Source organism: Agromyces litoreus (assembly GCF_040496015.1).
Classification (GTDB): Bacteria; Actinomycetota; Actinomycetes; order Actinomycetales; family Microbacteriaceae; genus Agromyces; species Agromyces litoreus.
In genome coordinates this window covers 25,339-45,170 of record NZ_JBEPKA010000021.1, presented here as the reverse complement: position 1 = coordinate 45,170, position 19,832 = coordinate 25,339, and the positions used below count along the sequence as shown (strand labels likewise).

Annotated in this window: 24 protein-coding genes; 12 read left to right on the top strand and 12 right to left on the bottom strand. The window is 73.1% G+C overall.

What is annotated here, in order from left to right; all coding sequences use genetic code 11:
* Positions 1 to 45: 45 nt before the first annotated feature.
* The 4 genes from ftsR to ABME01_RS14330 are packed head-to-tail and all read right to left on the bottom strand — an operon-like array spanning position 46 to position 2,350.
* Positions 46 to 738: a transcriptional regulator FtsR gene (gene ftsR, locus ABME01_RS14345; protein WP_353829105.1), complete on the bottom strand. Its 693-nt coding sequence runs from the start codon at positions 736 to 738 to the stop codon at positions 46 to 48.
* Entirely contained in the window at positions 735 to 1,235 is a 501-nt protein-coding gene (locus tag ABME01_RS14340) for an FHA domain-containing protein (protein WP_436407441.1), read from the bottom strand. Before ABME01_RS14340 ends, ftsR begins: the two co-directional genes overlap by 4 nt.
* Before the next feature lie 17 nt (positions 1,236 to 1,252).
* On the bottom strand, positions 1,253 to 1,873 hold the full coding sequence (locus tag ABME01_RS14335; protein WP_353829104.1) for a CDP-alcohol phosphatidyltransferase family protein: 621 nt from the start codon (positions 1,871 to 1,873) through the stop codon (positions 1,253 to 1,255).
* A 9-nt stretch (positions 1,874 to 1,882) separates the two neighbouring features.
* The gene (locus tag ABME01_RS14330; RefSeq protein ID WP_353829103.1) at positions 1,883 to 2,350 is read right to left on the bottom strand and encodes an NUDIX domain-containing protein; all 468 of its coding nucleotides are present in this window, start codon (positions 2,348 to 2,350) and stop codon (positions 1,883 to 1,885) included.
* Positions 2,351 to 2,469: 119 nt separating this feature from the next.
* Here ABME01_RS14330 and idi point away from each other — a divergent pair, with 119 nt between their 5' ends.
* The 9 genes from idi to ABME01_RS14285 are packed head-to-tail and all read left to right on the top strand — an operon-like array spanning position 2,470 to position 8,928.
* A complete protein-coding gene (gene idi, locus ABME01_RS14325) occupies positions 2,470 to 3,012 on the top strand; it encodes an isopentenyl-diphosphate Delta-isomerase (RefSeq protein ID WP_353829102.1) in 543 nt (180 codons plus the stop codon).
* The gene (locus ABME01_RS14320) at positions 3,005 to 4,051 is read left to right on the top strand and encodes a polyprenyl synthetase family protein (RefSeq protein ID WP_353829101.1); all 1,047 of its coding nucleotides are present in this window, start codon (positions 3,005 to 3,007) and stop codon (positions 4,049 to 4,051) included. Before idi ends, ABME01_RS14320 begins: the two co-directional genes overlap by 8 nt.
* Complete coding sequence (locus tag ABME01_RS14315; RefSeq protein WP_353829100.1) at positions 4,048 to 4,935, top strand: phytoene/squalene synthase family protein; 888 nt, start codon at positions 4,048 to 4,050, stop codon at positions 4,933 to 4,935. Before ABME01_RS14320 ends, ABME01_RS14315 begins: the two co-directional genes overlap by 4 nt.
* Positions 4,932 to 6,548, top strand: a complete 1,617-nt coding sequence (gene crtI, locus ABME01_RS14310; protein ID WP_353829099.1) for a phytoene desaturase family protein — start codon at positions 4,932 to 4,934, stop codon at positions 6,546 to 6,548. The genes ABME01_RS14315 and crtI overlap by 4 nt, the downstream gene beginning before the upstream one ends.
* Positions 6,545 to 6,937, top strand: a complete 393-nt coding sequence (locus ABME01_RS14305) for a lycopene cyclase domain-containing protein (protein ID WP_353829098.1) — start codon at positions 6,545 to 6,547, stop codon at positions 6,935 to 6,937. Before crtI ends, ABME01_RS14305 begins: the two co-directional genes overlap by 4 nt.
* Positions 6,934 to 7,296 carry a lycopene cyclase domain-containing protein gene (locus ABME01_RS14300; protein WP_353829097.1) on the top strand — a complete coding sequence of 121 codons (363 nt, stop codon included), beginning with the start codon at positions 6,934 to 6,936 and terminating at the stop codon, positions 7,294 to 7,296. The genes ABME01_RS14305 and ABME01_RS14300 overlap by 4 nt, the downstream gene beginning before the upstream one ends.
* Positions 7,293 to 8,195: a prenyltransferase gene (locus tag ABME01_RS14295; protein WP_353829096.1), complete on the top strand. Its 903-nt coding sequence runs from the start codon at positions 7,293 to 7,295 to the stop codon at positions 8,193 to 8,195. Before ABME01_RS14300 ends, ABME01_RS14295 begins: the two co-directional genes overlap by 4 nt.
* A gap of 31 nt (positions 8,196 to 8,226) precedes the next feature.
* A complete protein-coding gene (locus tag ABME01_RS14290) occupies positions 8,227 to 8,598 on the top strand; it encodes an RNA-binding S4 domain-containing protein (RefSeq protein ID WP_353829095.1) in 372 nt (123 codons plus the stop codon).
* Positions 8,599 to 8,634: 36 nt separating this feature from the next.
* On the top strand, positions 8,635 to 8,928 hold the full coding sequence (locus ABME01_RS14285; protein WP_353829094.1) for a GNAT family N-acetyltransferase: 294 nt from the start codon (positions 8,635 to 8,637) through the stop codon (positions 8,926 to 8,928).
* A 36-nt stretch (positions 8,929 to 8,964) separates the two neighbouring features.
* Here the strand turns inward: ABME01_RS14285 and ABME01_RS14280 are convergent, their stop codons facing one another.
* Complete coding sequence (locus ABME01_RS14280; RefSeq protein WP_353829093.1) at positions 8,965 to 9,795, bottom strand: aggregation-promoting factor C-terminal-like domain-containing protein; 831 nt, start codon at positions 9,793 to 9,795, stop codon at positions 8,965 to 8,967.
* 170 nt (positions 9,796 to 9,965) lie between these two features.
* Between ABME01_RS14280 and ABME01_RS14275 the strand changes: the two genes are divergently transcribed.
* On the top strand, positions 9,966 to 10,370 hold the full coding sequence (locus ABME01_RS14275) for a YchJ family protein (protein ID WP_353829092.1): 405 nt from the start codon (positions 9,966 to 9,968) through the stop codon (positions 10,368 to 10,370).
* A gap of 211 nt (positions 10,371 to 10,581) precedes the next feature.
* Complete coding sequence (locus ABME01_RS14270; RefSeq protein WP_353829116.1) at positions 10,582 to 11,223, top strand: GTP pyrophosphokinase; 642 nt, start codon at positions 10,582 to 10,584, stop codon at positions 11,221 to 11,223.
* Positions 11,224 to 11,225: 2 nt separating this feature from the next.
* Here the strand turns inward: ABME01_RS14270 and ligD are convergent, their stop codons facing one another.
* From ligD to ABME01_RS14250, 4 genes are all read right to left on the bottom strand, one after another.
* On the bottom strand, positions 11,226 to 12,254 hold the full coding sequence (gene ligD / locus ABME01_RS14265) for a non-homologous end-joining DNA ligase (protein WP_353829091.1): 1,029 nt from the start codon (positions 12,252 to 12,254) through the stop codon (positions 11,226 to 11,228).
* Between the two features lie 36 nt (positions 12,255 to 12,290).
* On the bottom strand, positions 12,291 to 12,569 hold the full coding sequence (locus ABME01_RS14260) for a DUF2277 domain-containing protein (protein ID WP_353829090.1): 279 nt from the start codon (positions 12,567 to 12,569) through the stop codon (positions 12,291 to 12,293).
* A gap of 49 nt (positions 12,570 to 12,618) precedes the next feature.
* Positions 12,619 to 13,665, bottom strand: a complete 1,047-nt coding sequence (locus ABME01_RS14255) for a YihY/virulence factor BrkB family protein (protein WP_353829089.1) — start codon at positions 13,663 to 13,665, stop codon at positions 12,619 to 12,621.
* Positions 13,666 to 13,959: 294 nt separating this feature from the next.
* Positions 13,960 to 14,895, bottom strand: a complete 936-nt coding sequence (locus tag ABME01_RS14250; RefSeq protein ID WP_353829088.1) for an aggregation-promoting factor C-terminal-like domain-containing protein — start codon at positions 14,893 to 14,895, stop codon at positions 13,960 to 13,962.
* Between the two features lie 614 nt (positions 14,896 to 15,509).
* Here ABME01_RS14250 and ABME01_RS14245 point away from each other — a divergent pair.
* Positions 15,510 to 17,033, top strand: coding sequence for a glycosyltransferase 87 family protein (locus ABME01_RS14245; protein ID WP_353829087.1), 1,524 nt, complete (start codon positions 15,510 to 15,512; stop codon positions 17,031 to 17,033).
* Positions 17,034 to 17,062: 29 nt separating this feature from the next.
* On the opposite strand, the gene ABME01_RS14240 is transcribed toward ABME01_RS14245, so the two are convergent.
* The 3 genes from ABME01_RS14240 to ABME01_RS14230 all read right to left on the bottom strand — a co-directional run bounded on the left by ABME01_RS14240 (position 17,063) and on the right by ABME01_RS14230 (position 19,802).
* Positions 17,063 to 18,271, bottom strand: coding sequence for a Fic family protein (locus ABME01_RS14240; protein WP_353829086.1), 1,209 nt, complete (start codon positions 18,269 to 18,271; stop codon positions 17,063 to 17,065).
* 81 nt (positions 18,272 to 18,352) lie between these two features.
* Complete coding sequence (locus tag ABME01_RS14235; RefSeq protein WP_353829085.1) at positions 18,353 to 18,934, bottom strand: mismatch-specific DNA-glycosylase; 582 nt, start codon at positions 18,932 to 18,934, stop codon at positions 18,353 to 18,355.
* A 7-nt stretch (positions 18,935 to 18,941) separates the two neighbouring features.
* Positions 18,942 to 19,802, bottom strand: coding sequence for an NUDIX hydrolase (locus ABME01_RS14230; protein ID WP_353829084.1), 861 nt, complete (start codon positions 19,800 to 19,802; stop codon positions 18,942 to 18,944).
* Positions 19,803 to 19,832 lie beyond the last annotated feature (30 nt).

The following is a 19,832-nucleotide window of genomic DNA, read 5'->3' as shown; positions in this document are numbered from 1 at the left end:
ATCGGAGTCGAGGACATCGGGCCGAACGTCACGGCGTGTCGCGCGTCAGCGCCCAGGTCGGTCGAGGTTCTGCCGCAGCACCGCGGCGTGGACGACCGAGATCCGATCGGCGAGCTCGCGCGCACGCTCCGCTGCGCGAGCCCGCCCGGCCGGGTCCGGCCGGCGTTCGGGCGCGATCGCCTGCTCGACGAGGGCGGCCTGGCGCTCGGCCGCCGAGCGGAGTCCGCGCAGGTGGCGCGGTTCGATCCCGCTCCCGCGCAGGACCGCGAGCGCCGCGAGCACCTCGCGGGTCTCGGACCCGTAGACCTCGGCCGGCCGGATGAGCGATGCGGCGATGGCCTCGTCGAGCAGCGACGCCGTCGCACCCGCCTCGCGGATGAGCTCGTCCCTGGAGTAGCGGGGCGAGGCGGCCCGGAACGCTGCACCGTCGACGGCGCCCGGCAGCGCCGGAGTCCGCCCGGCGTCGATCTCCTCCAGGTGCGCCCGGATGACCTTCAGGGGAAGGTAGTGGTCGCGCTGCATCGACAGCACGACCGTGAGCCGCTCCACGTCGTCGGGAGAGAACTTCCGATAGCCCGCCGCGGTGCGCGCCGGCGCGACGAGCCCCTGCTCCTCGAGGAACCGCAGCTTCGACGGGGTCAGTTCCGGGAACTCCGGCTGGAGCTGCGCCAAGACCTGGCCGATGCCGAGCAGCGATGGGGCGTGCGCCGGACGCCGCGCCGCGGCGCCCTCGCTCACCCGCCGCCCGTCGGGGCGAGGTCGTGCCGCGAGGCGTAGAACGTGAGGCGGTACTTGCCGATCTGCACCTCGGCACCGTCGCTGAGCAGGGCGGTCTCGATGCGGACGCCGTCGAAGTAGGTGCCGTTCAGCGAGTTGAGGTCTCGCACCTCGAAGGCGGTGCCGTGTCGGACGAACTCCGCGTGCTTGCGCGAGACGGTCACGTCGTCGAGGAAGATGTCGGCGTCCGGGTGCCGGCCGACCGACGTCGCGTCGGTGTCGAGCAGGAACCGGGCGCCCACGTTGGGCCCTCGACGCACGATGAGCAGTGCGGACGCCGATGGCAGAGCCGCGATCGCCTCCTGCTCGGCGGCGCTCACATCGGCGTCGAGCGCGCTGAGCTGCGCCGCCGCCTCACGGCTGAAGCCCATCGTGGTGTCGTTCGCGTGGTCGGCGCGATGCGCCGACGTCTCAGTCGACGGCTCACGCTCCTCGTCGTTCGCACCGGCCTGGGTCATGTCGGAATCCGCCACCGCTAACCTCCCGGCTCCAGCGTATCGGATGCTGGTGGCCCGGACACCCGCGAGGCACGCACGACTCGCGCGGTCTCGATGGCGTAGATGACGCCGGCCCACCAGTAGAGGAACGCACCCCAGATCGTCACCGCCCAGCCGAACGGCTCGCTCACCGGTTGCAGCACCGGGAAGGCGAGCCCCAGCATGATGATCGGCAGCCCGGAGAACAGCGCGAACGTGGCGGCCTTGCCCAGCTGGTGCACCGGAAGCGGGCCGTAGCCGTGGTTCGCGAGGACGACGCCGAGCACGAGGAGCATGAGGTCGCGCGCGATGATCACGACGACGATCCACCACGGCACGAGCCCGTTCGCGGCGAGCCCCACCAGCGCCGCGAAGATGTAGAGCCGGTCCGCCGCGGGGTCGAGCAGCTGCCCGAGCCGGGTGACCTGGTCGAGCCGTCGCGCGAGGTACCCGTCGAGGAGGTCGCTGAGGCTCGCCACCACCAGCACCGCGAGCGCCGGGACGTACGCGCCGACCACCACGAGCACGAGGAAGACCGGGACCAGGAGCAGTCGCAGCATGCTGAGCACGTTGGGCACGGTCCAGACCCGATCCGAGACCCCCGAGCTCTCCCCGCTCACGTGACGATCCTATCGACCGTGCCCGGCCTCGATCCGGGTGCGCAACGCCGGCCAGGCCTCGGCGAACCTCGGATGCAGCGGGAGCGCCTCCACCGAGGCCACCGGCATCCAGCGCAGCGCGATGCTCTCGGGGTCGGCCAGGCGCGGTTCGAAGCGTCGCGACGAATCCGCGACGACGGTGGTGTAGGACCAGAAGCCGAGGTCGAGCACGCTCTCGAAACGCGCGGCGACGAGCCCCTGCGGCAGGCCGGTCTCCTCCGTCGCCTCGCGCACCGCCGCCTGGATCGCGGACTCGCCGCGGTGCCGGGCTCCCCCGGGGATGCCCCAGGTGCCGCCGAAGTGACTCCAGGCCGCGCGATGCTGCAGCAGCACGGCGCCGGCGGGCTCGAGGAGCAGCAGCCCCGCGGCGCCGAAGCGGCCCCAGTACCTGGCGCCGTCCGGGCCTTCGACCCATCCGTCGCCGCTCTCGCCGGTCATGCTCCCAGCATGCCCCACCCGGTCCAACTTTCGGTTGTTCCCCCCTTCGCGGGGCCGCTGCTAGCTTCGGAGCACGACACACGGGTGCGCAGCAATCGCCCGGGCGACGAGGAGGCCACATGCACCGCACGACCGAAACCGTCGAGGACGAGGTGGTGCTGCTGGACGAGTCCGGCACGCCGATCGGGCGGGCGCCGAAGAGCGCGGCCCACGGGCCCGACACCGCGCTGCACCTCGCCTTCTCCTGTCACGTCCTGAACCCCATCGGCGAGGTCCTCGTCACGCGTCGGGCGCTCTCGAAGCAGGCCTGGCCCGGAGTCTGGACCAACTCGTTCTGCGGCCATCCCAAGCCGGCGGAACCCCTCCTGCACGCCGTCCGCCGCCGCGCCGACTTCGAGCTCGGACTCGACCTCGACGAGGTGGAGCTGGCGCTCCCCCTGTTCCGGTACCGGGCCACCGACGCCAACGGCATCGTCGAGAACGAGGTCTGCCCCGTCTACATGGCGACCACCACCGGCGAGCCGGACCCCAACCCGCGCGAGGTGGCCGAGTACCGATGGGTCGACCCCAAGGCGCTCGCCACGGCGGTCCAGGCGACGCCGTGGGCATTCAGCCCGTGGCTGGTCCTGCAGGCCCGTGAGCTGGAGCTCTTCCGTGCCTGAACTGCTCGACGCCGCGATCGACGACGAACTGCGGACGTTCTTCGCCGACGCCCGACGCCGTGCCGGGGCGTACGGCACGCACTACACGGCGCTGTGGGAGTCGATCGAGCAGCAGAGCTCGGGCGGCAAGCGGATCCGTCCCCGCCTCGTCTGGTCGGCGTACCGCGGATTCGGCGGCACGGAACGCGCGCTCGCCACCCGGGTGGCGCTCGCGTTCGAGCTGCTGCACACGGCGTTCCTCATCCACGACGACCTGATCGACCGCGACACCGTACGTCGCGGGGCGCCGAACGTCGCGGGCCGGTTCGCCGCTCGCGCCGAGGAGTACGGCGGCGACGCGGCGACCGGCGAGGTCTGGGCCGCGACGGCGGCGGTGCTCGCCGGCGACCTCGCCCTCAGCCGCGCGCACCGCGAACTCGCGATGCTGCCGGTCGGGCGCGCGCGGCGCGAGGCGCTGCTCGACATCCTCGACCGGGCGGTCTTCGTGTCCGCGGCGGGCGAGCTCGCCGACGTGGTCGCCTCCCTGCGCGACTCGACGCCGGCGCTCGACGGCGTGCTCGCGACGCTCGAGCAGAAGACGGCGGTCTACTCCTGCGAGGCCCCCCTCGCGGCGGGTGCCGTCCTCGCAGGTGCACCGGACGACGCCGTCGCCGCACTGTGCCGCTTCGGCCGGCTCGTCGGCGTCGCGTTCCAGATCACCGACGACGTGCTCGGGGTCTTCGGCGACCCGGGTGTCACCGGCAAGTCGGCCTCCGCCGACCTCCGGGAGGGCAAGCGCACCGCCCTCATCGCGCACGCGGCGACGACGTCCGCGTGGCCGAGCATCCGCGCCCGCCTCGGCGATCCCGCCCTCGACGACGAGGCCGCGCACGAGCTCCGCGAGCAGCTGCGCGACTGCGGCGCGCTCGACGCCGCGGTCGCGTCGGCGGGCGAACACGTCACCCTGGCCCGCTACGAGCTCGAGACGGCCGATCTCCCCGCGGAGCTTCGCGCCGAGCTCGGCGAGTTCGCACAACGGGCGACGGAGCGGGTCCGATGAGCGGCCGCATCGAGCCGTCACTGCTCGAGCGCTATTCCGACGCCGCCGAGGCCAGCTCGGCGACCGTCATCTCGCGCTACTCGACCTCGTTCGGCGCCGCGGCACGGCTGCTCGACCCCGAGGCTCGGCGCCGGATCCGCTCGATCTACGCGCTCGTGCGGGTCGCCGACGAGGTCGTCGACGGCGCGGCCGCCGAGGCGGGACTCGACCCCGACGAACTGCACGAGGTGCTCGACGGCCTCGAGGCCGAGACAGAGCGGGCGATGGCGCGGGGATACTCGACGAACCTCGTCGTGCACGCGTTCGCCGGCGTCGCCCGGGACACCGGGTTCGGCACCGAGCTGACGCGGCCCTTCTTCGCGTCGATGCGGCGCGACCTCGATCCGACGCCGTTCGCGGCGGACGAGATCGACCCGTACATCCACGGGTCCGCCGAGGTCGTCGGGCTCATGTGCCTCGCGGCGTTCCTCGCCGGCGACGACGTCGATCCGGCGCGGCGCGAGCGGCTCGAGCGTGGTGCCGTCCACCTGGGCGCCGCGTTCCAGAAGATCAACTTCCTGCGCGACCTCGCGGTGGACTGGCGCACCCTCGGGCGCAACTACTTCCCCGGTGTCGACCCCGACGCGTTCACCGAGGACGACAAGTCGACGATCCTCGACGACATCGACCGCGACCTCGCGATCGCCGAGGCCTCGCTGCCGGAGCTCCCGCGACGGGCGCGGAGCGCCGTCGCGACCGCGCACGGCCTGTTCGCGCGGCTCACCGCGCGCTGCCGCGCCACACCGGCCGCCGAAATCATCGCGACCCGCATCCGCGTGCCCGACGGCGAGAAGTTCGCCATCGCGGTGCGCTCCGCACTGAGCACCGGAGGTGGACGTCGATGATCGGCGAATCCGAACGCATCGTCGTCATCGGCGGCGGGATCGCGGGACTGGCCAGCGCCGCGCTGCTCGCGCGCGACGGCCACCGGGTCACGCTGCTCGAGGCGCGCGACGAGCTCGGCGGACGCGCGGGCACGTGGAGCCAGGGCGGCTTCCGGTTCGACACCGGGCCGTCGTGGTACCTGATGCCCGAGGTCTTCGACCACTTCTTCCGGCTGTTCGGGACGAGCTCGGCCGAGCAGCTCGACCTGGTGCGACTCGACCCCGGTTACCGCGTGTGGTCGGACGGCTACGACGAGCCGCTCGACGTGCTGCCGACCCGGGCCGAGAACGTGGCGCTGTTCGAGTCGATCGAGCCCGGCGCAGGCGCCGCCCTCGAGCGGTACCTCGACTCCGCGTCCTCCGCCTACGACATCGCGCGGCGGCGCTTCCTCTACACGAACTTCGACGACCCGCGCACGCTGCTCGCGGGCGAGGTGCTCCGGCAGTCCGGGCGGCTGGCGCACCTGCTGACGACGTCGCTCGAGCGCTTCGCCGCGCGATCGGTCCGAGACCGGCGGCTCCGCCAGGTCCTCGGGTATCCGGCGGTGTTCCTGGCCTCGTCGCCGGATGCGACGCCCGCCATGTACCACCTGATGAGCCACATGGACCTCGAGCAGGGCGTGTTCTACCCGCGCGGCGGGTTCGCGGAGCTCATCGAGCGGATCGCCGCCATCGCGGTGTCGGCGGGCGTCGACATCGTCACCGGCGCGAGGGTCGAGGCGATCGAGCTGTCCGCCGCGGGCGCGGGGCCGGCGGTGGCGGGTGCACGCTTCCGGGACTCGTCCGGCCGAACCGTGGTCGCCCCGGCGCACCGCGTGATCTCCGCCGCGGACCTGCACCACACCGAGACGGAGCTGCTGCCGCGCGCCGCCCAGACCTACCCGGAGACCTGGTGGCGGCGGCGCACGTCGGGCCCCGGTGCGGTGCTCGCCCTCCTCGGCGTCCGCGGCGAGCTGCCCGCGCTCGCGCACCACTCGCTGTTCTTCACCGAGGACTGGCACGCGAACTTCGGCGCGATCTTCGGCTCGGATCCGCATGTCCCCGACCCGGCCTCGTTCTACGTCTGCAAGCCGAGCGCCTCCGACGCCTCGGTCGCCCCGGCCGGGGACTCGAACCTCTTCGTCCTCGTCCCGGTTCCCGCCGATCCCGCCATCGGACGCGGGGGCGTGGACGGCACCGGCGACCGCCTCGTCGAGGAGACCGCCGACCGCGCCATCCGCCGCATCGCCGAGGTCTCCGGCGTCGACGACCTGTCGGAGCGCATCGCGGTGCGCCGCACGATCGGCCCGGCGGACTTCGCCGACGACCTGAACTCCTGGCAGGGCGGCGCGCTCGGGCCTGCGCACACGTTGCGCCAGTCCGCCTTCCTGCGCGGCACGAACCGGTCGCGGCGCGTCGACGGCCTGTACTACGCCGGCGGATCGTCGGTGCCGGGGATCGGCCTGCCGATGTGCCTGATCAGCGCGGAGAACGTCCTGAAGCGGGTGCGCGGCGACCGCTCGTCCGGTCCGATCGCGGAGCCGATGCCCACGGACGAGGAGACGCCGGCGCGTCCCCGGCCGACCCGCGCATGACCGCCGTCGCCTACCTCGCGGGGCTGCTCGTCGTCATCGGGTGCATGGCGCTCATCGATGCGCGCTGGAAGCTCGTGTTCTGGCGTGCTCCGCTGGCGGCGACGCTCACGATCACGATCGGCCTGGCGTTCTTCCTCCTGTGGGATGCCGCCGGAATCCTCGCGGGCGTGTTCTTCCGCGGCGATTCCGCGATCGTCACCGGGATCGAGCTCGCCCCGGAGCTGCCGCTCGAGGAACCGGTCTTCCTGCTGTTCCTGTGCTATCTGACCCTCGTGCTCGTGCTCGGCACCGAACGGGTCCTGGCGGCGCGCGGCGCCGGCGGCCGGGACGGGCGCCGACACGAGGAGGGCGCCACCACCCCCGCCCCCGACCCGGAGGGATCCGCGTGACCTACCTGCTGATCAGCGTTCCGTTCCTCGCGCTCGCGGTCGTCGCCGCCGTCGTCGCCGCGCCGCGCGGTCGCGATGAACGCCGCCGGCGACTCGCCGCGACGGCCGTCGCCGTCGTCGTCCTCGCCCTGCTCACGGCGGTCTTCGACTCGGTCATCGTGGGCACCGGCATCGTCGCGTACGACGACGCGCACCGGCTCGGCTGGACGATCGGGCTGGCACCGGTCGAGGACTTCCTCTACCCGCTCGCGGGAGTGCTGCTGCTGCCGGCGACATGGTCGCTGGCGATGCGCGCGCGTCGCGGAGTGCGTGGGCCGGCCGCCGGTACGGCCGGGGCGGACGAGGCGGGCGCCCGGTGAGCGGCGCGGACGCCCGCGACGGGCTTCGACACCGGGCGGGTCAGGTGCTGCTCTCCTCGCGCCCGGTCAGCTGGATCAACACGGCGTTCCCGTTCGCCGCCGCCTACGTCCTGACGACCGGGCGGGTCGATGCGCTGCTCGTCGTCGGCACCCTGTTCTTCCTCGTCCCGTACAACCTGCTCATGTACGGCGTCAACGACGTGTTCGACTACGAGTCCGACCTGCGGAACCCGCGCAAGGGCGGCGCGGAGGGCGCGCTGCTCGATCCGAGCCTGCACCGCACGGTCGTGTGGGCGGGCGTGGCGACCGCGCTGCCCCTGCTGGCCTGGATGCTCTGGCTCGGTGGCACGGGCGAGCCGGCATCGTGGATCGTCCTCGCGGTGAGCCTCTTCGCGGTGTTCGCCTACTCGGTGCCGGGGCTCCGCTTCAAGGAGCGGCCTGTGCTCGACTCCATCACCTCGAGCACGCACTTCACGAGCCCGGCGGTCTACGGCCTCGCCGTCGCCGGCGCGGACTTCACCTGGCCGCTCGTCGCGCTGCTCGTGGCGTTCTTCTTCTGGGGGATGGCGAGCCACGCCTTCGGCGCCGTGCAGGACGTCGTTCCGGACCGCGAGGGCGGCATCGCCTCGATCGCGACCGCCTTCGGCGCCGCCACGACCGTCCGGATCGCGCTCGCGCTGTGGGCGGCGGCGGGTGTCCTCATGCTCGCGACCGAGTGGCCCGGTCCGCTCGCCGCGGTGCTCGTGGTCCCCTACCTCTGGGCGGCGTGGCCGTTCCGCTCGGTGACGGATGCGGCGTCGGGCGAGTCGAACCGCGGGTGGCGGCACTTCATCCTCATCAACTACGTGGTCGGGTTCCTGGTCACGATGCTGATGATCTGGTGGTCCCTCGTTCGCTGACCCGCGCGGCGGCGCGCCGTAGGCTGGTGGGATGGCCGAACTCGAGTCGGCCCGCGTCGACGCGTGGCTCTGGGCGGTGCGCGTCAGCAAGACGCGCTCGGCCGCGACGGCGGCCTGCCGCGCGGGCCACGTGCGCGTGAACGGAGAGCGCGCCAAGGCCGCCCAGCCGGTGCGGCCGGGCGACGAGGTGCGCGTGCGGCTGCACGGGTTCGACCGGATCCTGATCGTGCGCCGGCCGATCGTGAAGCGGGTGTCGGCGGAGCTCGCCGCGGCCGCCGCGGACGACCGCACGCCCCCGCCGCCACCCCGCGAGGCGGTCCCGGCGGCGCCGGTGCGCGACCGCGGCGCGGGACGACCGACCAAGCGGGACCGACGCGAACTCGACCGGCTCCGCGGCCGATGAGCCGCATTGCGCCCGGCGCGGCGTAGCCTTGTGCAGGTGACGAAGGAACTCGCCCACGAACCCGACCTCCGACGCTACGTGCTCCGGGTCGACGGCCAGATCGCGAGCGTGCTCGACTACCGCGAGCTGGGCGACACCGTGGCGTTCGTCCGCACGTTCACGAATCCGCCCTACCGCGGGTGCGGGATCGCGGCGCAGTTGGTCGGCTTCGCGGTCGACGACGTCGAGCAGCGGACCTCGAACCGCATCGTGCCCAGCTGCTGGTACGTCGAGCAGTGGTTCGACCGCCATCCGTCGCGGCGGGCGCTGCTCGATCCTCGGACGGCGTGACCGCGCGCCCGCGGCTGAGCCGCGGGCACCCGCGGCTCAGTACCAGTTGACGGCCTGCGAGTGGCCCCACGCGGCGCACGGCGAGCCGTACGAACGCGCGATGTAGTCCAGGCCCCACTTGACCTGGGTGGCGGCGCTGGTCTTCCAGTCGGCCCCGGCCGTGGCGAGCTTCTCCGCGGGCAGCGCCTGGACGATGCCGAACGCGCCGCTCGAGGCGTTCACGGCCTGGTAGTTCCAGCCGGACTCCTTGGTCCACAGCTGCACCAGGCACTGGAACTCGCCCTCTCCCCAGCCGTACTGCGACGACGCGAGCTGGCGTGCCGTCGCCTGGGCGCCGGCGGGCGTGTTCGCCTGCGCCAGCGCCTCGGCGGCGCGCTGCTCGGCGACCTTCCGGTCGTGCACCGCCGCGGCGCGCTCGGCGGTGTGGATCTGGGCGCGGACCGACGTCGTGAGGTCGCGGACCTCGTCGACCGGCAGGGCCTCGTACGCACCGAGCGAGGCCACTGAGGAGGCCAGCTCGTCGGCGTCGACCTTGCCCTCGACCTCGGCGAGGGTGTCCTCGGCGAGGGTGAGCGTGTCCTGGGCCTCGGCGTGGACCTTCGCCTCGGCGATGCCGGCGTACGCGCCGAGCTGGTCCTTGGCCAGGCCGGTGGACTGGGCGAGCGAGGCGGTCTGCGCCGCTCGCTCCGCGGCGAGCGAGGCGTTGACGGTCAGGCCGGTGCCGGCGACCGCGCCGAGGGCCACGAGGGCGCCGGCGCCGAGGAGGCGACGGCGACGCGACAGGCGGGCGCGGCGGGACGCGCGCCGGGTGGCGGCGTCGGTGCGGTACGGCTCGGGGGCAGGCGTGATCGGATTCGAAGGCTGCATAGCGTTGGGGGCGCTCGGAACCTCTGAGATCGGGGGCCCTCCGAGCTGGGGCATGGACGGGCCCGGACCGACGGCCCGGGCGCACGATCTCCCACGATGCACGACGATTCTGAATGAAACCTCGACTTCGGCTGGGCGAACCATGTCCATGGTGCGCGAGACTGGTCGACATGCCCGACCGCTCGAGCTTCCCGAACCCCGGTCCCCGCGATCGCTGCCCGTGCCTGAGCGGCCAGTCGTACGGCGAGTGCTGCGCTCCCCTGCTGGGCGGCGCCGAGGCCCCGACGGCGGTCCAGCTCATGCGGTCGCGGTACACCGCCTTCGTCGTGGGCGACGCCGAGTACCTGCTCGCCACATGGCATCCGTCGACCCGGCCCGACGACCTCGACCTCGATCCGGACGTCCGCTGGCGCTCGCTCGAGGTCATCCGCACGGAGCGCGGCGGCCCGCTCGACCGCGAGGGCGTCGTCGAATTCGCCGCACGGTACGCGCATGGGGCGGAACGCGGCGTGCAGCGCGAGGTCAGCCGGTTCGTGCGCGACGACCGCTGGCGCTACCTCGACGCCGCCGACTGACGGCATCGGTGCGGCCGCGGGCGCGCCCCGTCATGGCCGGTTCATGGCCGATCCATCGTCATCGCACGGGGAACGCCGAGGCGCCGGACGTAGCGTGGTGGGCGTGACACCGTTCGACGGCCCCCCTCCCCCCGCCCGATTCGCACCGCCGCTGCTGACGGATCGGGCGCGACGCACGCTCGACACGATCGACGGGTCGACGCTCGACGAGATGCGCGCGCTGCGGGACGAGACCGAGCGGTTCATGCAGCGCTACAAGTTCGGCATGGACGAGGTCATCACCAAGCTCTCGATCCTCCGCGAGGAATTCAGCCAGGCGCACGCGTACAACCCGATCGAGCACATCTCGAGCCGGCTGAAGAGCGTCGACGGCGTCGTGGAGAAGATGCACCGCAAGGGCGTCGAACCCACGTTCGACGCCATCCGCCGGACCGTGACCGACATCGCGGGCGTGCGGGTCACGTGCAGCTTCGTCTCGGACGCGTATCGCATCGCCGACCTGCTCACCGCGCAGGAGGACGTGCGAGTGCTCCAGGTGAAGGACTACATCGCCGAGCCGAAGGCGAACGGCTACCAGAGCCTCCACCTGATCATCGAGGTGCCCGTGTTCCTCTCCAGCGGCGCGCACCCGGTCGCCGTCGAGGTCCAGATCCGCACCATCGCCATGGACTTCTGGGCGAGCCTGGAGCACAAGATCTACTACAAGTTCGACCGGCGGGTGCCCGACGAGTTGGTGGCCCAGCTCACGGATGCCGCCAGGACGGCGTCCGAGCTGGATGCACGGATGGAGCGGCTGCATCGCGAGGTGCACGGCCTCCCGCCGCACACGCGCGACGGCCGCACCGCCGTCTGAGGTCAGTCGGGGTCGGGCGTCCGTGCCCGGCTGGGCTGCACCCGGGTGGGCTCGCCCGGCATCTTCGGGAAGTCGGGCGGGAACGGCAGTTCCCCGAGCCCGGCGTCGAGGTCGCGCTGCCACCACTGCAGGAGCGCGTCGATGCGTCCTGGGGCGTCGTGCATGCGGGCCCACGGATCGCCGCGCTGCGCCAGGCGGTCGGGGACGGTGCGAACCGTGAACGCCGCGGGATCGGCGCCCTCGAGCTCCTCCCATTCGAGCGGGCACGAGACCGCCGCGTTCGGCAGCGCGCGCGGGCTGTACGCGCCCGCCATGGTGCGATCCCGATTCGCCTGGTTGAAGTCGACGAACACGCGCTCGCCGCGCTCCTCCTTCCACCAGGCCGTGGTCACGCGGTCGGGCATGCGCCGTTCCAGCTCGCGCCCGAGCGCGATGACGGCATGCCTGACGTCGAGGAACTCGTGCTCGGGCTCGATCGGCGCGAACACGTGGATGCCGCGGTTGCCGGAGGTCTTCACGTACCCCGTGAGCCCCGCCTCCGCGAGGAGCTCGCGCAGCGCGAAGGCGGCCGGGACGGCGTCGTCGAACCCGGTGCCGGGCTGCGGGTCGAGGTCGACGCGCACCTGGTCGGGCAGGTCGGGCGCCCCGGCGCGCGAGGCCCACGGGTGGAACACGATCGTGTTCATCTGGGCGGCCCACACCGCGCCGGCCGGCTCGTCGATCACGAGTTGCGGGTGACTGCGGCCGCTCGGGTAGGTGACCATCACGTCGCGCATCCACTCGGGCGCACCCTTCGGCGGATTCTTGGAGAAGAACGACTCGCCCCCGATGCCGGCGCGGAAGCGCTCGAGCGAGATCGGTCGATCGCCGTTCGCCGCGACGAACGCGGTGCCGACCGCCACCAGGTATTCGGCGAGTTCGAGCTTGGTGATCCCCGGCTCGGGCCAGACCACGCGGTCGGGGCTGGAGATGCGGACCGTGCGGGCGCCCGCAGGGCCGTCGATGTCGATGGTGGTCGCGTCGCGGGCCATGGCGCCGACGCTACCCTGCTCCCCCGACGTGCCCGGTCATGCGCTCAGGGTCGCGTAGCGCTTCGCCGCCCGGGCGCGAGCCTTGGCCGCTTCCACCTCGCGGTCCTTGGGCGGCGCCGAGGTCACGAGGTCGTCGAGCAGGTGCCTGGTGAGGTGGGCGATCTCGTGGACGGCCCGGTCGAACGCCTCCTGGTTGGCGTTGGACGGATGCGTCGACCCGCTGACCTTGCGCACGTACTGCAATGCCGCGGCGTGCACCTCGTCGTCGGTCGCGGCGGGCTCGAAGTTGTGGAGGGTGCGGATGTTCCTGCACATGCGCCGCAGCCTAGCCGCGAGGATCGGGCGCGTCGAGGTCCCCGCGCCCTCAGGCGTCCGCACGATCGGCGTCGGCGCCCGTGACGGCGTCGCGCGCCGCAGCGACCTCCGCCGCCGCATCCTTCGCCCGGCGCTCGGCCCGCTTGAGCCGACGTGCGGCCATCGACGCCGCGCCGTAGCGTTCGGCGACGCGGTCGCGCTCCTCCTCGACGCCCGTGATCACGTAGGCGCTGGCGATGAGGACGACCTGGCTCGACAGGTTCAACCAGATGAGCAGCGCGACGATCGACCCGAATCCCGCCAGGAGCGGGTTGCTCGTCGCGCCGCCCACGAAGAGCCCGGAGAGCACCTGGAGCACCGTGAGCCCCGCGCCGCCGATCAGGGCGCCGGACCAGAGCGCCCGTGCGCTCGGGCGCAGCCCCGAGAGCACCCGGAAGAGGCCCGCCACGACGAGGGTGTCGATGCCGAACACGACGATGATCGACAGCACGCGGGACCCGGTGTCGAACAGCACGCCGCCGAACGGACGACCGAGCCAGGCGACGACCTGGTCCAACGCCCCCGTTCCGAGCACCGTGACGATGGATCCGCTCGCGAGTAGCAGGCCGAAGCCGATGGCGATCGCGAGGTCGCGCAGGAACTGCCAGAGGAAGAACACGCGATCGTCCGGCACGTCCGCGAGCTGGCGAAGCGCGATGCGCAGCGAGCGGATGGCGCCGATCGCGGCGCCGACGACGCCGATCAGCGCGACCGCTCCGGCGATGCTGAGCGAGAGCGGCTGGATGAGGCTGGCCGGGTCGATCGCGGCATCCTCGCCGATCAGGCCGGGGATGACATCGCTCACGGTCGCGACGATGGCGTCGATCGCGTCGGGGTTCCCGGCGAGCCAGATGCCCGCGATCGCGAAGCCGAGGAACACGCCCGCGAAGACCGAGAACAGCGTGCGATAGGTCACGCTGTCGGCGAGCATCGGCCCGTGCTCCTCCTGGTACCTGAGGAACGCCCGCGCGGGCTTGGTGCTGAGCGCCCATTGCACGGTGCGCGTGATCCTCGTGCGGATGCCGCCGGCGGCCGTCTGCCCGGAGTCCTCGGTCATCCCGACAGGCTAGCGAGCACCGGCGCCGCGGATCACGCCCTTGACGGGCGCGCCGACGTCCCCCGGCCGCTCGGCCCCCGAGCCGCGGCCTCGGAACGATCACTCGAGGAGAGCTCCGCCCGCTTCGATCAGGTCGCGGGCAGGGGCGACGCGAACGAGCGCCGCCGACTCGCGACGATCGACGCCGACGAGCGGGCGGCGCTCGAAGAGGTGCTCACCCGGCGGCTCGCGGCGATCGGATCGCCGGACCCACCGGGTGAGCGAGGACCGTCCTGCCGGTCCGGGGGGCCCGGATCAGTACCAGCCGACCGAGACCGAGTGCGACCAGGCGCCGCACGGGGTGCCGTAGCGGCCGGCGATGTAGCCGAGGCCCCAGGTGATCTGCGTCGCGGCGTTGGTGGCCCAGTCGGCGCCGGCGGAGCCCATCTTGCTGCCGGGGAGGGCCTGCGGGATGCCGTACGCGCCGCTGTACGGGTTCTGCGCGTAGACGTTCCAGCCGGACTCCTTGTTCCAGAGGTCGACGAGGCAGCCGAACTGGTCGCCGCCCCAGCCGTACATGGAGGCCATGAGGTCGCGGGCGATCGCCTGCGCGCCACTCGGGTTCGCGGGACCGCTCGGGTACGACGGCGTCGCCGGCGCGGCCGGCTCGGCGGCAGCGGCCTCGGCGGCAGCGGCCTCGGCGGCAGCCTTCTCTGCGGCCGCCTTCTCGCGGGCGGCCTTCTCGGCGGCGGCCTTCTCGGCGGCCTTGCGGTCGAACTCCTTGACCTCGGCGCGGACGTCCGCGGCCTTCTCGGTCGCCTCGCCGGCGAGCTCGAAGACGCGCTCGGGCGCGAGGTAGGAGTAGAACTCGAGGCTCGCGACCGATGAGGCGAGCTCGGTCGCATCCGCCTTGCCCTTAGCCTTGGCGATGGTGGCGTCCGCGAGCTGGAGCGTGTCCTCGGCGCGCTTGACGGCGTGCGCCTCGAGCAGGCCGCCCGCGGCGTCGAGCTGGTCGATGCCGCGATCGGTCGATGCCGCGAGCGCGGCCGTGTCGGCGATGCGCTGCTCGCGGTCGGCCGCAGCCGACTGGATGGCGAAGCCGGAGCCGACGATCGCGCCGACGGCCACGATCGAGCCGGCGCTGAGCCAGGCGGCGCGACGGTTGCGGCGGACGCGGCGGACGCGTGCGCGGGTCTCGTCGAGGGTCGTGGTGGACGTGGGGGTACTGGGGGAAGTGTTCTGCTCGTGCATATGTCTCATCGGGGCCGCGCGGTGCTGTGCGCGCGCAGCCCATGTCTCGTCTCGGTGCAGGAAATCAGGGGGGTCGCCGTGGCGAAGTCGCCAGTCTGCACACTGTTCCTCCACGACCCGTGCCGGTTCCCTGTGAAAGTCATCAGAATCAGTGACTGATGCTCACTTCCGTGTATCGAACGGATTCAGCGTCTGACCGGGGAGAAATCCGGATATCCCTGCCACTCCCCAGGCCCGTGCGACCGCACGAAGGCCTGGTGGACGCGTTCGCAGGCGCCCCGGAGCGTGGTGGCCCACCCGAGCACGCGGCCCTCGAACTCGGCGCGATAGCGGATCGCCCCGTCGATCCGGACGATGCTGACCCGGCCGTACTCGCGGCCGAGCGAGTCCACCAGTCGCCACCGACCCGGTTCGGGTTCGTCGGCGGCGAGGATCGGATGCCACGTGGCCAGTGCTGCTCCCTTCCGAGCGCCCCGGCCGGCGTGATTTCCATGGTACGTCGCCCCCGACGGCGCGCGGGGGCCAACCGGCCGCGCCGGACCGTCGCCGGGCGGGGACGGGCCATCCTCGATATCGTGGCGCGCACGGGCGGTCGGGCGTCCGGAGGAGGCGGCATGGCGACCTGGACGGCTCGATCGCGCGAGGCTCGGCCGACCACCGCCCGTGGGACCTCGATCGTGATCGTCGTCCTGATCGCGGCCGTCGCCGCGATCCTGCGCGCGGCGCCCTTCGCGTTCCCGGAGGCGGTGCTCTGGATCCGGGAGAACGACGACGGCGTCATGTACTCGGGCGCGCTCGCGCTGCTGCGCGGCGCCGCGCCGTACGCCGATTTCGACTACGTGCATCCGCCGGGCTCCCTGCTGCTGCTCGCGCCGTTCGCCGCGCTCGGGTCGGTCACGAACGAGGCGGTCGGCCTCGCGGGCGCGAGGCTCCTCACGATCGCCGTGGGCGTCGCGAACACCGTCCTCATCGGGATGCTCCTGCGACGCTTCGGCAGTGGCGCGATCGTGATCGGCGCCGGCGCGTACGCGGTGTGGGGCACCGCGGTCGCGACGGAGCGGACGTACCTGCTCGAGCCGTACCTGAACCTCGCGCTCCTGGTCGCACTCGCGGCCTTCGCCGCGGGTCGGCGCGGTGCGCCGGTCAGCGCCGGCATCGCGATCGGGCTCGCGGTGGTGGTCAAGTTCTGGGCCATCCTCGACGTGCTGGTCATCGGCGCGCTGGCCTGGTCCCGCTCCGGTCGGTCCGGACTGCTGCGCTACCTCGCCGCGGGGTCCGCCGCGGCCGCGGCGGTGGCGCTTCCGTTCCTGGTCCGCGATCCCGGGGCGATGTGGCGGCTCACCGTGTCGGCGCAGCTCGGCCGGCGCGGCAACGACGTCGACCTCGCCGAGCGAGCCGACGTGTTCTCGCCGTACCTGTCGTTCCCTGCGCTGCGCGAGCTGATCCCGACCACGGCGTCCGCCCTCGGGGTGGCGCTGCTGCTCGCGGTGGCCGCGGTCCCCCTGGTCGCCGCCGCCCGGGCGCGGAGGACGCCACGCGACTGGCCCGACGAGGCGTGGTGGAGCGTGATCACCCTCGCCCACGCGCTCGCGATCGGCCTCAGCGCCATGTTCTTCTACCACTACGCGGCGTGGATCATGGCGCCGCTCGCCCTCTCGCTCGGCGCCGCCGTCGGTCGCCTCCGGCGCAGACGACTGCGGGTGGCGGCGGTCGCCGCGGCCTCGGCCGTCCTCGCGCTGATGGCGGCCGGCGACCTGCGCTCCGCCACCCCGACGCCGTCCGCGAGTACGATCCGGGCGTGGGCGACGAGCCACGACTGCGTGGCCGGCATGCCGTCGGTGCTCGTCGCGGCCGACCACGTCGGGGCGAACCTCGCGGGCGGGTGCCCGATGGACGTCGATCCACTGAGCCTCGGCATGACCCTGCCGGAGGCGGGGAACCTGACCCATCGCGGCCTGATCGAGTCGACGGAGTGGACCGACCGATGGTGGTCGTACGTCGAGGGTGCCGACGGTGCGGCGATCACCGCCGACCAGCGGGAATGGTTCACGCCCGCGCAGCGGGAGCGGTTCGAGGACGAGTTCCGCCTCGACGGCGTGGTCGGTCGGATCGAGCTCTGGAGCCGCGTCGCGCCCTGATCACGTGGCGCACGGCGGTGCGCCGCACATCAGTCGGCGCGGATCGCGGCGCCGATGCGCGCGGCGAGGTCGTCGAGCTCATCGAGGATGTCGTCGACGCCCCAGACCCGATTGCGCTGTCGGGCGGTGACCTGGTGGATGACGCCGTCCGCCTCCAGGCGATCGAGGGCCGTGTAGACACTCGAGAGCGGCGCTCCGGTGAGGCGCTGCGCATCCTCCGCGCCGAGGATGGGGTGCTCGGCGAGCACGGCGAGCAGGGACGCCGCGGCGCTCCCGGCCCGGGGGCGACTGCGTTCGCGCCACCGCTCCGGCAGGCCTGCGAGCCGGTCCGCGGACCGGCCGGCCTCGACGGCGGCGATGCGGGTGCCCCGGGCCAGGTCTGCGACGAACGCGTCGACGTGGCCGTCGCGGTATCCGTTGACGAGCGAGAAGTACCGGTCGCGCTCCGCGAGCATCGCCGAGGCGACCGGCACGACCGTGCGCCGGGTCAGGCCCCGCCGGCGGAGGACGGCGCTGATGAGGGCCCGGCCGATCCGGCCGTTGCCGTCGGTGAACGGGTGCACGGACTCGAACTGGGCGTGCGCGATCGCCGCCTGCGCGACGGGGTCGAGGTCGTCGCGGTTGGCGAACGCGAGCAGGTCGTCCATGTACTCGGCGACGGTGTCCGGCGGCGGCACGTGGACGGCGCCGATCGGCGAGTGGTCGGATCCCCCGATCCAGTTCTGCACGTCGCGCAGGCGGCCGGCGTAGGCCCCGTCGAGCCGGTCGTCGACCATGAGCGTGCGGTGCGCGTCGAGGACGTCGCCGAGGCGCACCTCCCCGCTCTCTCCGGCGCGGTCGATCATGCCGGCCAGGGCGCGGGTCGCGGCCACCATCGAGGTGGCGGACTCGTTCGACCGGATGCCGGCGACCGCGCGCGCGTAGTCCTCGAGGCTCGCATCGATCCGCTCGATCTTGGATGAGGAGACCGACTCGGTGCGCAGCAGCAGCCCGCCGAGCGCGCCGATGTGTCCCCGGGGGTCGGCGTCGAGCGCGATCACCTCCCGAGCGGCCTCGGCGAGCGCGGCGGCGATGTCCGGAGGCGGCGTGTAGGCCCGGGTCGCGATGAACGGCGGCAGCGAGACGGTGACCTCGCGCAGCATCCGGTCGGCGCGGCTGCCGTGCCGGCCGGACTGACGCCAGGGCTGCGTGAGCGCTCGGTGCGCCGGCCAGGCGCCGGTGCCGGAGATCCCGCCCATGGTCGTCTTCCCGTCCGTCGAAGTCGGAACAAGACTAGCGTTATTCCGAGTTATTAGGTCAACCCGGAATACTGCTCCGGTTCATTCCGTGTTCGAGGTGAGCGCGACGCCCGCCGAACGCGCCGGCTCGGCATAGGCGCGTGCGAGGTCGGCGACGCTCGCGTGGGCGTTCAACCCGCTCGGATTCGGGACGACCCAGAGTTCGGCATCGCCGAGCCGCTCGTCCTGCCTCCCGACCGCGGCGCTCGGCCGGACGAAGCCCTGCCGGTAGGCGGTGATGCCGACGATCGCGACGACGGGGGCACCCCATCGCCGGACGTCCTGCTCGAGACGCGCAGCGCCCAGGCGGAGCTCCGCACGGTCGAGTTCGTCCGCGCGTGCCGTGGCCCGGTGCACGAGGTTCGAGATCCCGATCCCGGCATCCAGCAGCATCCGGCGATCCTCCTCGCCGAGGCCGGCCGAGAAGTCGGGCAGCCGCGGGATGATGCCGGCCGCGGCGAGCGCGGGATAGAAGCGGTTGCCCGGGTGGGCGAAGTGGCTGCCGGTCGCGGCCGTCCAGAGGCCGGGGTTGATGCCCACGAACACGAGCCTCGGATGCTCGGGCATCAGGTCGTCGACGGCGGCGCCGCGGAACGACTCGAGTTCGGCCCGGGAGAATCCCATTCCCTGATCATCCCCCGGACGCGGGATCGGCACGACCGGCCCGCGAGGCGGCGCGACGACGCACGCCCGCGAGCAGCCGCCTCGTCGCGAACGCATGGGCGCCGAGGTGGAGCAGCACGACGCGGTACGCCGCGCCCCGCACGCCCGGGAATTCCGCGGAGGTGACCGCCCGGAGGCGGCTCCGGCCCGGCCCGGCCTCGTCGACGAGGAGGGCGAGGGCGTAGTCGGCGAACCGGTGGCGTCCGGCGAGCAGGAGCTCGCTCGGCGCCGTCGCCGCAGCGACGTGGAACCCGGGGACGACGGATCCCGCCGCGATCGGACGCGGCCCGGCCGGGCCGACATCCTCGCACCCGAGCAGCCTCGCGAACCACGCCGGTCCCAGGCGGTCGACGATCTCGAGGACCGCCGTCCAGACCGCGTCCCGGTCCGCGTCGATCAGCGTCGAGTGCTCGTCGACGAACGGGAGCTCGGGCAGGATCCCCGCGCGGCGGAGGTGGTCGACCAGGTGCGTCGTCACCCGGAGTCGTCCGAGTTCCTCGGGCGCGACCCAACGGGCGTCGTCGGCATCGTCGCCGGCCACCGGTTCCGCGCCCCGGCCTCGATCGGTGGCCGCGAAGCCGTGGATCTCGTACTCGCGACCGTCGCCCGTCGGCGTCCTGAGGACCCAGACCTCGCGGCCGACCGCGACCTGGAGTCCCGTCTCCTCGCGCACCTCGCGCGCCGCGGCCTGTGCGAGCGACTCGCCCGACTCGACTCGGCCACCGGGCACCGACCACCGACCGCGCTGCGGATCGCGGCCGCGGCGGACGAGCAGTATGCGCCCCGACGCATCCGTGACGGCGGCGCTCACGGCCCGGATGATCTCCATCAGCCCACCGTAGGCCCCGGGCGCCGCGCG

Excerpts from the sequence above, each read along its gene's own strand:
- ABME01_RS14340 (WP_436407441.1), bottom strand. The coding sequence starts at position 1,235 with ATGACCCAGGCCGGTGCGAACGACGAGGAGCGTGAGCCGTCGACTGAG.
- ABME01_RS14330 (WP_353829103.1), bottom strand. The coding sequence starts at position 2,350 with ATGACCGGCGAGAGCGGCGACGGATGGGTCGAAGGCCCGGACGGCGCC.
- idi (WP_353829102.1), top strand. The coding sequence starts at position 2,470 with ATGCACCGCACGACCGAAACCGTCGAGGACGAGGTGGTGCTGCTGGAC.
- ABME01_RS14315 (WP_353829100.1), top strand. The coding sequence starts at position 4,048 with ATGAGCGGCCGCATCGAGCCGTCACTGCTCGAGCGCTATTCCGACGCC.
- crtI (WP_353829099.1), top strand. The coding sequence starts at position 4,932 with ATGATCGGCGAATCCGAACGCATCGTCGTCATCGGCGGCGGGATCGCG.
- ABME01_RS14305 (WP_353829098.1), top strand. The coding sequence starts at position 6,545 with ATGACCGCCGTCGCCTACCTCGCGGGGCTGCTCGTCGTCATCGGGTGC.
- ABME01_RS14290 (WP_353829095.1), top strand. The coding sequence starts at position 8,227 with ATGGCCGAACTCGAGTCGGCCCGCGTCGACGCGTGGCTCTGGGCGGTG.
- ABME01_RS14280 (WP_353829093.1), bottom strand. The coding sequence starts at position 9,795 with ATGCAGCCTTCGAATCCGATCACGCCTGCCCCCGAGCCGTACCGCACC.
- ABME01_RS14275 (WP_353829092.1), top strand. The coding sequence starts at position 9,966 with ATGCCCGACCGCTCGAGCTTCCCGAACCCCGGTCCCCGCGATCGCTGC.
- ABME01_RS14270 (WP_353829116.1), top strand. The coding sequence starts at position 10,582 with ATGCGCGCGCTGCGGGACGAGACCGAGCGGTTCATGCAGCGCTACAAG.
- ligD (WP_353829091.1), bottom strand. The coding sequence starts at position 12,254 with ATGGCCCGCGACGCGACCACCATCGACATCGACGGCCCTGCGGGCGCC.
- ABME01_RS14260 (WP_353829090.1), bottom strand. The coding sequence starts at position 12,569 with ATGTGCAGGAACATCCGCACCCTCCACAACTTCGAGCCCGCCGCGACC.
- ABME01_RS14255 (WP_353829089.1), bottom strand. The coding sequence starts at position 13,665 with ATGACCGAGGACTCCGGGCAGACGGCCGCCGGCGGCATCCGCACGAGG.
- ABME01_RS14250 (WP_353829088.1), bottom strand. The coding sequence starts at position 14,895 with ATGCACGAGCAGAACACTTCCCCCAGTACCCCCACGTCCACCACGACC.
- ABME01_RS14245 (WP_353829087.1), top strand. The coding sequence starts at position 15,510 with ATGGCGACCTGGACGGCTCGATCGCGCGAGGCTCGGCCGACCACCGCC.
- ABME01_RS14240 (WP_353829086.1), bottom strand. The coding sequence starts at position 18,271 with ATGGGCGGGATCTCCGGCACCGGCGCCTGGCCGGCGCACCGAGCGCTC.
- ABME01_RS14235 (WP_353829085.1), bottom strand. The coding sequence starts at position 18,934 with ATGGGATTCTCCCGGGCCGAACTCGAGTCGTTCCGCGGCGCCGCCGTC.
- ABME01_RS14230 (WP_353829084.1), bottom strand. The coding sequence starts at position 19,802 with ATGGAGATCATCCGGGCCGTGAGCGCCGCCGTCACGGATGCGTCGGGG.